11 protein-coding genes are annotated in these 13,914 nt (G+C 63.4%); 10 read left to right on the forward strand and 1 reads right to left on the reverse strand.

The window, feature by feature from the left end:
* Nucleotides 1-19: 19 nt before the first annotated feature.
* Nucleotides 20-1,381: a glutathione-disulfide reductase gene (gor, locus tag PBR20603_RS04600; protein WP_150558388.1), complete on the reverse strand. Its 1,362-nt coding sequence runs from the start codon at nucleotides 1,379-1,381 to the stop codon at nucleotides 20-22.
* 533 nt (nucleotides 1,382-1,914) lie between these two features.
* Between gor and PBR20603_RS24065 the strand changes: the two genes are divergently transcribed.
* From PBR20603_RS24065 to PBR20603_RS04650, 10 genes are all read left to right on the forward strand, one after another.
* Nucleotides 1,915-2,409, forward strand: a complete 495-nt coding sequence (locus PBR20603_RS24065) for a hypothetical protein (RefSeq protein ID WP_174977776.1) — start codon at nucleotides 1,915-1,917, stop codon at nucleotides 2,407-2,409.
* A 346-nt stretch (nucleotides 2,410-2,755) separates the two neighbouring features.
* Complete coding sequence (locus PBR20603_RS04610) at nucleotides 2,756-4,246, forward strand: DASS family sodium-coupled anion symporter (protein WP_150558389.1); 1,491 nt, start codon at nucleotides 2,756-2,758, stop codon at nucleotides 4,244-4,246.
* A 27-nt stretch (nucleotides 4,247-4,273) separates the two neighbouring features.
* Nucleotides 4,274-5,326 (forward strand): Ldh family oxidoreductase, encoded by a 1,053-nt coding sequence (locus PBR20603_RS04615; RefSeq protein ID WP_150558390.1) that lies wholly within the window; start codon nucleotides 4,274-4,276, stop codon nucleotides 5,324-5,326.
* A gap of 111 nt (nucleotides 5,327-5,437) precedes the next feature.
* On the forward strand, nucleotides 5,438-5,863 hold the full coding sequence (locus tag PBR20603_RS04620) for a F0F1 ATP synthase subunit epsilon (protein WP_150558391.1): 426 nt from the start codon (nucleotides 5,438-5,440) through the stop codon (nucleotides 5,861-5,863).
* Between the two features lie 312 nt (nucleotides 5,864-6,175).
* Nucleotides 6,176-6,976 carry an enoyl-CoA hydratase/isomerase family protein gene (locus tag PBR20603_RS04625; protein WP_150558392.1) on the forward strand — a complete coding sequence of 267 codons (801 nt, stop codon included), beginning with the start codon at nucleotides 6,176-6,178 and terminating at the stop codon, nucleotides 6,974-6,976.
* 118 nt (nucleotides 6,977-7,094) lie between these two features.
* Complete coding sequence (locus PBR20603_RS04630; RefSeq protein WP_150558393.1) at nucleotides 7,095-8,177, forward strand: ABC transporter substrate-binding protein; 1,083 nt, start codon at nucleotides 7,095-7,097, stop codon at nucleotides 8,175-8,177.
* A gap of 34 nt (nucleotides 8,178-8,211) precedes the next feature.
* Nucleotides 8,212-9,285: an ABC transporter ATP-binding protein gene (locus tag PBR20603_RS04635; RefSeq protein ID WP_150558394.1), complete on the forward strand. Its 1,074-nt coding sequence runs from the start codon at nucleotides 8,212-8,214 to the stop codon at nucleotides 9,283-9,285.
* Between the two features lie 47 nt (nucleotides 9,286-9,332).
* Nucleotides 9,333-11,093, forward strand: coding sequence for an ABC transporter permease subunit (locus PBR20603_RS04640; protein ID WP_150558395.1), 1,761 nt, complete (start codon nucleotides 9,333-9,335; stop codon nucleotides 11,091-11,093).
* Nucleotides 11,094-11,110: 17 nt separating this feature from the next.
* Nucleotides 11,111-12,745 (forward strand): AMP-binding protein, encoded by a 1,635-nt coding sequence (locus PBR20603_RS04645; protein WP_150558396.1) that lies wholly within the window; start codon nucleotides 11,111-11,113, stop codon nucleotides 12,743-12,745.
* Between the two features lie 125 nt (nucleotides 12,746-12,870).
* Entirely contained in the window at nucleotides 12,871-13,719 is an 849-nt protein-coding gene (locus PBR20603_RS04650) for an IclR family transcriptional regulator (protein WP_150558397.1), read from the forward strand.
* The last annotated feature ends 195 nt before the right edge of the window (nucleotides 13,720-13,914 follow it).

Here is a 13,914-nt window from a genome sequence, read left to right on the forward strand (position 1 = left end):
CGAACCGCTGACGAACCGATCAGGCCACCGGCGTTCTCATCGTCACCCACTCTTCGGCAGCGGTAGGATGTACCGCGAGTGTGCGGTCGAAGTCGGCCTTCGTCGCCCCCATCGATAGCGCCACGCCAAGCAACTGTACTTGCTCGCCCGCGTGATCGCCCACCATGTGGGCGCCGACGATCTTGTCAGTGGCGCCATCCACGAGCAGTTTCATCAGAATCTTTTCCTGACGGCCCGACAGCGTCGCCTTGAGCGGCCGGAACAACGCCCTATAAACCCTGAGCTGCGAATACTGGGCGCGCGCTTCGCTTTCGGTCAGGCCAACCACACCGATCTCGGGGGTGCTGAACACGGCCGTCGGTATCAGCTTGTGGTCCACGCGCGTTGTACGCTCGCCGAACACCGTATCGGCGAATGCTTGTCCTTCGCGAATCGCCATCGGCGTGAGATTGACGCGGTCGGTGACGTCACCCACGGCAAAGATCGACGGCACGTTGGTGCGCGAGAATTCATCGACGATGACGGCCCCCTTTTCGTTGAGCGCCACGCCGGTGGCGGCAAGGCCCAGGCCTTGCGTGTAGGGCACACGGCCGGCTGCGCTCAGTAGCACATCGGCGTCGTGTGTGCTGCCATCGGACAGGGTGATCCGCAGGCGGTCCTGCAGCTTTTCCGCGCGCTCCACGTTGCGCTCCAGCAGCACCTCGATGCCGCGCTCGCGATAGGCGGCTTCGAGTGTGGTGCGTACCTCTTCGTCGAAGCCGCGCAACAGATGCGGGCCACGATGTACAAGTGTGACCTTCGATCCGAGTCCGGCGAAAACGCCAGCGAACTCCAGCGCGATGTAGCCACCGCCGATGATCGTGATGCGCTCGGGGAGCGATTCGAGATGAAACACTTCGTTTGACGAAATGGCATGCTCCCGGCCGATAAAGTGGGGTTGATCTGCCGGTTTGCCGCCAGTCGCGATCAGAATGTGGCGGGCGGTGATGCGCTCGCCCGTGGCGGGCAAGACGACCGTGTGGGGCCCTTCAACCACGGCCCGCGCTGCGACGAGTTCGGCACCCGCGCGTTCGAGGTTGGTTCGGTAGATGCCTTCGAGCCGGGCGATTTCGCTGTCTTTGCGCGCGATGAGCGTCTTCCAGTCGAACGTGGCGGAGGGCACTTGCCATCCGAAACCTGCCGCATCTTCGAACTCGTCGGCGAAACGGCTGGCGTAGACGAGCAGCTTTTTCGGGACGCACCCGCGAATGACGCAGGTGCCACCAACACGAAACTCCTCGGCCACTTTCACGCGTGCGCCATATTGCGCCGCGACGCGTGCTGCCCGCACGCCACCGGAACCGGCACCGATCACGAAAAGATCCACATCGAACTGGGGCATTGCTGACTCCTTTATGTCATGCGGCACGTCGGACTGACACGATGATTCGGACAGCGTCACGACGGCCATCGCTTCTGGCGTTGATCGATTGTGCCAGAGACCTGCACAGCGTGTCGGCAGGCGCCTCGGGCTTTCGAAGTCGTCCGAGTTCAGCTTCAGCATTCACCTCGTACCGGTACCCCATAACGTTGGGTGTCCGTCAATTCGGGTTTTCGCACGGTCGTTCACCTCCTTTGATTCACGTCAATGCGCCAGATGAAACGCGGGACGACAATCGAACGCGTCGAAAGTCGATCGATGCTTCAACGGCACGCGTGGCCGCTCGCTCACAAGGCGTTGCGGGCGTTTCGCCGACGACTCAATCGCGGCTGCCGGATGTTTCTGAAATGAAACACTTTTTCGGGACCGTCTTGGCATTACGCGAGTGGTGAAAATGGAATTTCATAAGAATCAACAGGTTATTGTTCATGGCGCGAAATTTGCTGTGACTCGTTCACGACAGGCGGGATTCACCGCCGGCAGACGAGGATGTCATGACGAAGTCGCTACCCCGCCTCATGGGCGCCACGATGGCGTTGGCGTTGTTGTGTTGCTTCTGGATTCCGGCATCGGCACATGCCGCGAGTCATTCGCTTGCCTCGGCAAGCGAGAAGACCGCAACCGCCAGCGCCGGACATGGTGCCCGGCCGTCGCGGGCCGCGCGCGTGAAGCGTGCGGCCCGAGCGCCGGCTTTCTCGCCGCCCGGTTCACCACCGCCTGCACTTGTCGGCGCAGCGCCCGCGCCGTGGCGAGATGTGTTCGCGCAGGCGGGCGCCTGGGCGTCCGAACCGATCATCGTCAGCGGCCGGACCTTGGGCGACACGCTAGGCAACGCCGGGGTGACGAAAGGGGCGGAGGGCATGATCACCGGCCCCCGCGCCGGGTTGACGGGGCTGTATCAAACCGTCTGGCATCGCGCGCTATCCAATCCTGTTCTGAGCACTCAGCTCTTCGCCGGTTCTCCGGAATACTTCGGACTGCATTTCTAAACCGGCGGGTATCGAGGCGGATATCGAGGCGGATATCGAGGCGGATATCGCGGCGGGACACGTGCGCGCGTCTCGTTCAATCCCTTCGAAGCGCTTGCGCCAATCACCACAGCGTTGATTGTCTTCCGATGCACCGTGTGTGCCACGACGATGGCTGCACGCTATCTCTTATGCCGGCACAGCCTGCGTTCGCCCGGTTTTTCGGGCGCGCCATGCATGGCATGCGCCGTTCCCCTACGCTTGCCTCGCCAAGATCAATGCGGTTAGGATTAACCCGCAGTTCAAGCGTGGCATTTTCTCAAGACATGCCGACTGCCGGCATGCCATTCCGTTCCGGAGCCCCCTTATGAGCACGCCTGAAGTTTCTGTGCAAAGTCCTCCCCAGAAAAAAGCGCTTCCCATCGGATTGATTGCCGGTGTGATCGTGATGATCGCTGTGCTCCTGATTCCCATGCCCGACGACCTGCCGGTCGCCGGTCACCGCATGCTGGCGATTCTCGCCTTCGCCGTGGTGGTGTGGATTACCGAAGCCGTGTCGTATGAAGCCAGCGCCATCATCATTACGTCGTTGATAGCCTTCCTTGTGGGGACGGCGCCCACCGTGCAGGACCCCAGTGTCGAATACGGTACCTCGCGCGCGATCAGCATGGCGCTCGCAGGCTTCTCGAACTCGGCGCTCGCGCTCGTGGCCGGCGCGTTGTTCATCGCTGCCGCGATGACCCTGACCGGACTCGACCGGCGCATCGCCCTTGTCACACTCTCGAAGATCGGCACCAGCACACGCCGTGTGATGGTGGGTGCGATCGCAGTGACGATTCTGCTCTCGCTGGTGGTGCCGAGTGCCACGGCGCGTAGTGCCTGCGTGGTGCCGATCATGATGGGCGTGATTGCCGCCTTCGGGGTCGACAAGCGCTCGAACATCGCGGCCGGAGTCATGATCATCGTGGCACAGGCGACGAGCATCTGGAACGTCGGCATTCAGACGGCGGCTGCGCAAAACCTGCTGACCGTGGGCTTCATGGACAAGATGCTCGGCGACCGGATTACCTGGGCCGAGTGGCTGGTGGCCGGCGCGCCGTGGGCCGTCATCATGTCGGTAATCCTCGTGGTGCTCGTGCTCAAGATGATGCCGCCCGAAGCCGACGCCATTGCCGGTGGCAAGGAAGCCGTGGAAGCGCAACTGCGTGAAATGGGGCCGATGACGAGTGCGCAGAAGCGTCTGCTCGCCGTGTCGATCGGCCTGCTGCTGTTCTGGGCGACGGAAGGCAAGCTGCACCGCTTCGATACCACGTCGGTGACTTACGTCGGTCTCGTGGTGCTGATGCTGCCGCGCTTCGGCGTGATGACCTGGAAGGAAGTGCAATCGCGCATTCCCTGGGGCACGGTGATCGTGTTCGGTGTGGGTATCAGTCTCGGCACCGCGCTTCTGACCACGCAGGCAGGTCAGTGGCTCGGCAATCACGTGGTCGCGGCGACCGGTCTCGACTCGCTTCCGACGCTGTGGGTCTTCGCGATTCTGGCGGTATTCCTGATCCTCATTCACCTGGGCTTCGCCAGCGCGACGGCGCTGACCTCAGCCATGCTGCCGATTCTGATCGCCGTGCTGCAAACGCTGCCGGGCGACTTCAACCGGCTGGGTATGACCATGCTGCTCGGCTTCACCGTGAGCTTCGGCTTCATCCTGCCGATCAACGCACCGCAGAACATGGTGTGTCTGGGCACCGACACCTTCACCGCAAAGCAGTTCGCGAGGGTCGGTATCGTGATTACCCTCGTGGGTTATGCGCTGCTGCTGCTCTTCGCTGCGACGTACTGGCGCTGGCTGGGTTGGCTGTAATTCGCGCAGATCGAACAAGGAGCCAACATGCGAATCTCCCTGAATGACGCGATCGACTTCGGCAAGCAACTGCTGCTCGCACAAGGTGTCCCCGACGATATTGCGTTCGATGTCGCGCAGCATCTGGTCGAGTCGGATCGCGTCGGTTATGCGAGCCACGGACTCTCGATTCTGCCGACCTACCGCAAGGTGCTCGAAGACGGACAGGTCAACCCGAGCGGACGTCCGAGCGTGCTCACCGACCATGGCAACCTGCTGCTGTACGAGGGCAATCGCGGCTTCGGCCAGCACGTGGGCAAGTTCGTGGTCGAGCATGCCATTGCGCGGGCTTTCGACAAGGGCGTGTCCATCCTCACGCTGCGCAACAGTCACCATCTGGGCCGGATGGGGCAGTATGGCGAGATGGCGGCGCAGCAGGGCCTGGTGTTCATGGCGTTCACCAACGTGACGAACCGTCAGCCGATGGTGGCCCCATACGGCGGTAGCGAGCCGCGCCTGACGACGAACCCCCTGTGCTTTGCCGGGCCGTTGCCAAACAATCGTCCGCCACTCGTGGTGGACATGGCGACCAGCGCCATTGCGATCAACAAGGCGCGTGTACTGGCTGCCGAAGGCAAGCCGGCGCCGCCGGGCTCGCTGATCGATGGCCACGGGAATCCGTCGACCGACCCGAGTGCACTCTTTTCCGAACCGTTCGGGGCATTGCTGCCGTTCGGCGGCCACAAGGGCTACGCGTTGGGGATCGTGACGGAACTGCTCGCCGGCGTGCTGTCGGGCGGTGGCACGATTCAGCCGGCGCACCCGCGCGCGGGCGTGGCAACGAACAACATGTTCGCCATCGTGCTCAATCCACAGGTCGATTTTTCGGCGACGTGGCGTTCGCAAGAGGTCGAGGCGTTCATCGACTATCTGACGTCGTGCCCGCCGCAGCCCGGCTTTGACCGGGTGCAATATCCGGGCGAATACGAGGCGGAGAACCGCAAGAAGCATCACGATCACATCGATCTGACGCCCCCGATCTGGGCGTCGTTGACGAGGATGGCTGCGGAACTTGGCGTCGCGCCTGTGCGCACGTTGTAAGCCGCACAAAGGGAACGTACTGTCGCGCGGCTCCCTTTATGCGACGATGGCGATACGAAACCAGCATGGATTTGGGCGATGCCGTTGGCATTGCAGGGAGAAGTGAAAGGCATGGCATTACTTAAGGTCGACGTAGTGAGCACCGAGCGGGCAATTTTTTCGGGCGAGGCGCGCTTCGTCGCGGTGCCGGGCACCTCGGGCGAGCTGGGCGTGCTTCCCGGGCACACACCGTTGCTGACGGCTGTTCGCCCCGGCACGGTCAGGATCGAAGCGGACGACGGTGCCGATACGTTTTTGTACATCGCGGGCGGCTTCGTCGAAATTCAGCCCGACCGGGTGACGATTCTCGCCGACACCGCCATACGTGCGGAGAGCCTTGACGAAGCGCGTGCCCAGCGGGCTCGCGAAGAGGCCAGGGCGCTGCTCGAGACGCAGGCGAGCGACATCGATTACGCCAAGGCGCAGGCAGAGCTGACGGAGGCCGTAGCGCAGTTGCAGGCGATCCGGCGCATGCGCAAGCAAAAGGAAGCGCGCTGACCCGGTAAGACGCCGGTCAAGCCGGGCGCACCACCGTCGGCGTCACGCCACAGTCGTCACGCGGTATCGAGCAACACGGGCAGTCCTCACGGGCTGCCCGTTTTTTTTCGCCTTCACGGTCCCATTCGTGAGGTGCAACCGCATGAGGTAAACCCCGAGTCGATTCGGCTTGCGTCATTTTTTTGAAGACACTATATTTCTTTCAAATAATAGTTATTGCACTGAGATAACTGTTTATGAAAAATTCGATGGCCACCTTGTTGCCATCTCAATGCACGCGTGATGTCACGCGTCGGTGTCCTTGGAGTTCAAATGAGCGAGACAGCAAAGCAAACGGAACAGGAAGTTCTCTTCACGCAGATCGGCCGCGTCGCGGTGATTACGTTGAACCGCCCGCAGGCGCTCAACGCCTGGACCATCGCCATGCGCGAACTGATCATCGATGCGCTCGAGCGCTTCAACGCCGACGAGAACGTGGCGGCTGTGATCATGACCGGGGCGGGGCGTGCCTTCTCGGCCGGGCAGGACCTGGGAGAAGCGAAGCACTTCGACGGCGACACGGCCATCGAGTGGATCAAGGGGTGGGAGCACTACTACGACGTGATTCGCAGCCTGAAGAAGCCGCTGGTCATGGCGCTGAACGGCACGGCGGCCGGCTCGGCCTTCCAGGTATCGCTGCTGGGCGATATTCGTGTGGGCCACCCGGGCGTGCGCATGGGTCAGCCGGAAATCAATGCCGGGATCGCCAGCACGACCGGTCCGTGGATCATGAATCACATGCTGGGTCTGTCGCGCACCATCGAACTCACGCTCACGGGCCGTTTGATGGAGGCCGACGAATGCTATCGACTGGGCCTGATCCATCATCTCGTGCCGGAAGACAAGGTGTTCGAGAAGGCGCTGGAGATTGCGTCCGAGCTGGCCGAGAAGCCGCCGGTGGCCATGCGTCTGGACAAGCAGCGTTTCCGCGAGATGACCGAGGGCACGTTCCAGGACGCCATCGAAGCCGGCATGCGCATTCAGCGCGAATCGTACGAATCGGGCGAACCCGCGCGCATGATGGCCGCGTTCTTCGCCAAGCGCGCGGCCAAGGCCGAGGCGGCCAAGGCCTGAGTCATACCGGTCGCCGTCGAATAAAGTCCCGCCGCCCGGCGTCGCGCGCAGTGCTGCCGGGTGGCGAACCTTACAGGACATGCGCGTCGCGTCTGTCCACACGCTAGCGGAGTTTCCCATGTCTCACCCGCACGACCCGCAAAACCCGTCCCGTCGCCGTCTCATGCAAATGGCCGGCACTGCCGCACTGGCAAGCGCCTTGCCGTTAGCTGCGTCGCGCACGGCGCATGCGCAGGCACGCCAGTTGATTGTCTCCGATCCGGGCGGCCCGTACACCGTGGCCTACCGTCGTGCGTTCTACGACCCGTTCGAGAAGGCCACCGGCATCAAGGTCGTGAGCGTGGCGCGTGATTCGCAGCCGGTGGCGCAGTTCGCCGCCATGGTGCAGACCAAGAACTTCGTGTGGGATGTGACAACGCTCACGCTCTCGGCCGACATTCCTTACCTCGAGTCGAAAGGCTTTCTCGAACCCATCGGCATGAAGGTCAGCGATTTCCCCGGCATCATGCCCGAGGCGGTGACACCCGACTGGCTGGGCGTCGACGTGTACTCGACCGTGCTGGCCTATCGCACCGACAAGTTCCAGAAGGACGCACCGCAGACGTGGGCGGACTTCTGGGATGTGAAGCGCTTCCCGGGGCGTCGCTCACTGCGCCGCAGCCCGCTTGACACGCTCGAGCAGGCACTCATGGCCGATGGCGTGCCGATCGACAAGCTGTATCCGCTCGATCTCGACCGTGCCTTCAAGTCGCTCGACAAGATCAAGCCGCACATCGATCTGTGGTGGACGTCGGGCGCACAGGCCATGCAGGCGATTCAGAGTGGCGACGTCGACATGATGTCGACATGGAACGGCCGTGCGCAGGCCGCCATCGACAACAAGGCGCCGGTGAAGATCGTCTGGAATCAGGGGCTGTATTCCATCGAAGGGTGGGGCATTCCGAAGGGCACGCCGCGTGCCGAATTCGCACGCCAGTTCGTGCGGTTCTGCGGCGATCCGGCCCGTCAGGCGCTCATTACGCAGGATCTCGCGTATGGCCCGACCAACCTCAAGGCATTCGACGGTATTGCCAAGGAGCGCGCGCCGCTGCTGCCGACAGCGCCGGCCAACCTCAAGGGGATGCGTCTGCCGAGCCCGCAGTGGTGGGCCGAGAACCGCACGAAGGCCACCGAGCGCTTCAACGCATGGCTGTTGTCGTAAGTTGTCAGAAGCCGCGAAGCAGGAAGAGACGAACATGAGTACCAAACTGGAAACCATCGGTCTTGCCAAGACGTATCGCGAGACCCCCGCGCTTCTGCCGACGGACCTGCGGGTCGCGGCAGGAGAATTTCTCACCTTGCTCGGGCCTTCGGGGTCGGGCAAGACCACGCTGTTGCAGATGATTTCGGGGCTGGTCGAGCCCAGCGCCGGGCAACTCCTCATCGATGGGCGCGACGCGACGCATGACGCGCCAGGCAAGCGCGGCATCGGGATGGTGTTCCAGAGCTACGCGCTCTTTCCGCACATGACCGTCTGGGACAACGTGGCGTATGGCTTGCGCATGCGCAAGCTGCCGCGCGCAGAGCTGGCTCCGGCCGTGGACGCCGCGCTCGCGATGGTCAAGATGCAGTCCTTCGCGCAGCGTTTGCCGTCGGAGCTGTCGGGCGGGCAGCAGCAGCGCATCGCGCTTGCACGCTGCTTCGCGTTCCGTCCCTCGATCATCTTGCTCGACGAGCCGCTTGGCGCGCTCGACAAGAAGCTGCGCGAACACATGCAGATGGAAATCCGGCGTCTGCATCAGGAACTGGGGGCGACGTTCATCTACGTCACGCACGATCAGGACGAGGCGCTCACGCTGTCCGACCGGATCTGCCTGATGAATCAGGCACGCATCGAGCAGATCGGCACCCCGGCACAGTTGTACGACCGGCCGGCGACACGGTTCGCGGCGGATTTCCTCGGGCACTCCAATTTGCTCGACGGCGTGGTCGAACATGTGGCCGACGGCCGCGTCGCGTTGCGCGTGGGTGAACGTCTGGTGCCCATCGGCCCGAGTCCCGATCTGCCGTCGGCGGGGGCGGCCAGTTTGCTGGTGCGTCCGGAGGCGGCGCGTCTGACCACACCGGAAGATGGCGCGCTTGCCGGCACGATTCGCGAAGTCGTCTTTCTGGGGGCGGATACGCGCGCAATCGTGTCGCTGGGGCAGGGGGCCGAGCGTGACGACGGCGCCGACTTCACCGTGCGCTGTCCGCGTGAGCTCACGCCGCGTGTCGGCGAGCGCGTCGGGCTGGCGTGGGATCACGGCCGCGCCACATTGCTCACGCGCTGAACCTTTCTCACCCGATACCCAAGTCATCCGCTTCAGGAGTCATTGCCATGTGGCTTGTTCAACGCCTGCCCCAGGCGGGGTCCCGTATTGCCTGGCCGAAGCATCTGGCCCGGTGGCTGCCGGCCTTGCCCGCCTTGCTGTTCCTGGCCGTGTTCTTCATCGTGCCGGTCGTCGAGATTCTGCAGGGCGGACTTTACGATGGCGACGGCGTACTCTCCGTCGCGCAGTTCGCGCGCATGACGCACTCCGCCGTGTACGTCAAAGTGCTGGCCTCGACGTTCTGGATTGCCTTCCTCACTGCGGCGCTCTCCGTTGCGCTCGGCTATCCGGTGGCGTACCTGTTGGCGCGTCTGTCGGCGCGCTCGCGCGAGCGCTGGTTGCTGTGGATTGTGTTGCCGTTCTGGACCAGCTATCTCGTCAAGACGTATGCGTGGATGTTGTTGCTGTCCAAGACCGGTCTGCTCACGATCGTGGCTACGCATCTCGGCCTGATCGATAGCGCGAGCACGCTCGCACCGTCGCTCACGGGCGTGCTGATCGGCATGGCGCACGCCATGCTGCCGCTCGCCGTCATGACCATGCTGCCGATCATGCGCGGCATCAACATGCAACTGGTGCAGGCAGCGCAGACGCTCGGCGCGGACCGTGCGACGGGCTTCTTCACCGTCTTTCTGCCGCTATCGGGGGCGGGCGCCGCCGCGGCTGGATTGCTGGTCTTCATCTCGAGCCTGGGCTTCTTCATCGTGCCTGCGCTGCTGGGTTCGCCGCGGGAGTCGATGGTCGCGCAACTGGTCATCTCGTCGGTGCTCGACCTGTTCGACCTGCGCTTTGCCGGTGCGCTCTCGACCGTGTTGCTGCTGTGCTCGATCGTTGTGTTCTACGTGTACGACCGGGTCGTGGGGCTGTCGTCGCTGGCGGGTGAGGCGCCGGAGCGCCGCGCGGGGTCGGGCGGGCGGATGTTGCCGGCGCTTATCGCCATCGGACGACTTGCCGGCAAGGTCTCGCTGTCGCGAGGACGCGAGCGCGCAGAGGGGGCAGGGGGCAGCTTCGGACTGAAGGCCTATACGTGGGTAGTCGTTCTCGCCCTGGTGCTGCCGATTGCCTTTGTGGTGCCGCTTGCCTTCACCAAGCAGTCGTTCGTGGCATTCCCGCCAGAACTCTTCACGATGAAATGGTTCGTGGCGTTCCTCGAGTCGAGCGTATGGCAGGCGGCGTTGTTGCGCTCGCTCGGCGTGGGTCTTGCCACCGCCGCCCTCGCACTTGTCCTCGGATTCGGCGCAAGTCTTGCGCTCGTGCGGTTGCCGTCGCGCTGGCGCAAGCCGTTGTTTGCCATGTTCATCGCGCCGCTGATCGTGCCGCGCATCGTGGTTGCCGTCGGTCTGCTGTATCTGTTTGCGCGCTGGGAACTGGCGGGTACCAATGCTGGCCTCGTTATTGGCCATACCGTGCTCGCGATCCCGTACGTCGTGGTCACGCTGTCGGCGAGCTTCAAGCGCTTCGACTGGCGGCTCGACGACGCTGCCAAGATGCTTGGCGCCTCGGCCTTGACTCGCGTGCGTACGGTACTGCTGCCACTGATGGCCGCGAGTCTGGGCTCGGCATTCCTGTTCGCTTTCATCGTGTCGTTCGACGACCTGACGATTGCCATCTTCGTCTCCGGCGGTATTAACACCACGCTGCCCAAGCAGATGTGGGACGACATCCAGTTGGCTGTCACGCCGACGCTGGCTGCCGTCGCGACCTCGCTGGTGTTCCTGATGGTGTTCATCGTCTGGCTGTCTTCGATCTTCAAACGCAAGAGCTATTGATATCTGCGGATTTCCGTATGTCCATGTCCAACGTTGCCCGAGTTGCGCCGGTGAATGCGCAGTTGCTTTCCTCTTCACATCCTTATACGCAGTACTTTCCCCAGCGGGCCGAGGGCGACCGGCTCGATGTCGTACCGCTGCTGATGGCGGGCCTTCAGGGCGCTTCAGCCAAACCGGTTGTCGTGTTCGAGGGCGAAGCCATCGACCGTGCGCAGATGGCCGCGCGTGTCGGGGCCTTTCAGGCTTGGTTCGCCGCGCAGGGCCTCGTGCCGGGCGACCGGGTCGCGGTCATGCTGGGTAACAGCGCGGCGCAGGTTGCCTTGATCTACGCCCTCATGCTCTCGGGGCTGGTGTGGGTGCCGGTCAACACGCGTCTGAAGGGCGACGGGATCGAATATTTGCTCGGCCACGCCAAGCCGAAGCTGCTCATCGCAGAGCCGGCGTTTGCCGAGGTGCTGGACGCTGGTGTGGCCCTCGCGGCGCAGCAGCCGGATCATCACGGGACGCGCGTCGAACGTTGTCTGCTGGCCGAGGTGACGGCGCAAGCTGCCGCGTATGCCGGCGCCCGGCCGGTGGCGGCGGACGTCACCCCTGCGTCGGTGCTGTGCATCATCTACACGTCGGGCACGACCGGCGCGCCCAAGGGCGTGTTGTTCACGCACCGCATGATGCGCATCGCCAGCGAGGCGGCACTGCGGGTGGCGGATGCGCACGACGGCGACCGGCTGTTCCTGTGGGAGCCGTTGTGCCACATCGGCGGCGCGCAAATGTTGTTGCTGCCGTTCCTCGCCGACGTCGAGATGCATGTGGTGGAGCGCTTCTCCGCGAGCCGCTTCTGGCAGCAATGTGCGGCCGCGCAGGCGACGCATCTGCACTACCTCGGCGGCATTCTCGACATCCTCATGCAACTGCCGCGCGACGCCCAGCCGGCGCAGAATTCCTTGCGCGTAGCGTGGGGCGCAGGCGTCTCCGCAAGTGCATGGCAGGCCACGCGAACGCGTCTGCAATGCACATTGCGAGAGTGCTACGGCATGACCGAGTGCTCGAGCTTCGCCACCCTCAATGACGAGGACGTGCCGGGCTCCATCGGCCATGCACTGCCGTGGCTGACGCTGGAATTGCTCGACGATGCCGGGCAACCGGTGGCCGACGGCGAACCGGGCGAGATCGTTCTGTCGAGCGAGGTGGAAGGGGTGTTTTTGCCCGGTTATCTCGACAATCCGGAAGCCACATCGAAGGCGCTGCGCGACGGCAAGCTCTTCACCGGGGACAGCGCGCGGCGCGGTGCCGACGGCAGCCTGGTCTTCATCGGCCGTCGCACGGACAGCATGCGGGTGCGCGGCGAGAACGTATCGGCCTGGGAGATCGAGCGCGTATTCGCGCGGCATCCGGCAGTAGCGGCGTGTGCGGCCATCGGCATCGCGAGCGACATCGGTGAGCAGGACGTGATGCTCTACGTGCAGTTCCGCGACGGTCAGGCCATCGACTGGACGACGCTCTCGCAATGGGCCGCAGACAAATTGGCCAGCTACCAGCGGCCACGCTACTATCGCGAGACGCCGCACTTCGAGACGACACCGTCGGAGCGCATTCGCAAGCATCTGCTCTCGCGCGATACCGATGGGGCGTGGGAGATGACGGTGACAAAGTGATCCGTTCGGGCAGGGTGGTGGTGCCGTCATCGAGGTCATGACGGCGATTTTCGGGTTATCGGCATAAGATATGAAGTTATTTTTATGAGATAATCGCGCCATGTCTGCCCCATTCCATAACGATCGTGGCCACCACTAAAACCCCTCGTCCCCGCGCCAAACCGGCCGGCGCCACCGAGACGCCGGCCGCAAGTGCGCCGGCAGCCGACTCCACGCTTTACGTTCAGTCCGTCGAAAAGGCGATGAAGGTGCTGACGGCGTTCGACGGCTCGAAGCGTCATCTATCGCTCTCCGAAATTGCCGTGGCGACGGGCCTCGACGTCAGCGCGGCGCAGCGCTTCACCTTTACGCTGTCGGCGCTGGGCTATTTGCTCAAGGACCCGCAGAGCAAGAAGTACGAACTCTCGCCGAAGCTGCTGGATTTCACGTATCACTATCTCGTCTCGAACGAACTGGTAAGCCGCGCGGCGCCGTATCTCCAGCAACTCGCGGCCGAGACGGAGGAGGCCACGAATCTGACGGTCCGCCTCGACACGGACATCGTGTTCGTGCTGCGTATCGTGAGCCGAAGCGTGTTCAACGCGAACGTCATCGTCGGCTCGCGCCTGCCCGCGTATTGCACGGCGCCGGGGCTGGCGATGCTCGCCACACTCGACGATGCTGAGATCGACGACATTCTGGCGCGCACGAATCTCGTACAGTTCACCCCCGCCACCGTGGCGCAACCGCGCAAGATCAAGGAGCGGCTGGCACGCATTCGCAAGCAGGGCTATTCGCACACGGAAGATGAGTTTTTCATGGGCGACATTTCGACGGCGGCCGCCGTGGTGAATCAGGACGGCAGGGCCATCGGGGCGATTAATATTGCGGTACCCCGGGTGCGCTGGAATGCCGAGCGCGACGAGCGACGCTTCGCCGATCTCGTGATCCAGACGGCGGGCGCATTGTCGGCGCGGCGTCGACAGGAAATGTAAGGGAATTCAGTGCGCCGCGAATGGGTTGGTCGGCCGACCGGTAGTCCTCTCAAAATGGCGTGCTAAAATCCCGCCCCATGGGTATGGAGCAAGGCTGAATTCCGGGAATTCCGGCATCACGCGTCGCGGCACGCAACCCAACGTGCCCCAGGGAAGACACGTGATCAGGCATGTCGTGCCGAAATTCCTTTGAGA

It is taken from the genome of Pandoraea bronchicola, from assembly GCF_902459805.1.
GTDB classification, from domain to species: Bacteria; Pseudomonadota; Gammaproteobacteria; order Burkholderiales; family Burkholderiaceae; genus Pandoraea; species Pandoraea bronchicola.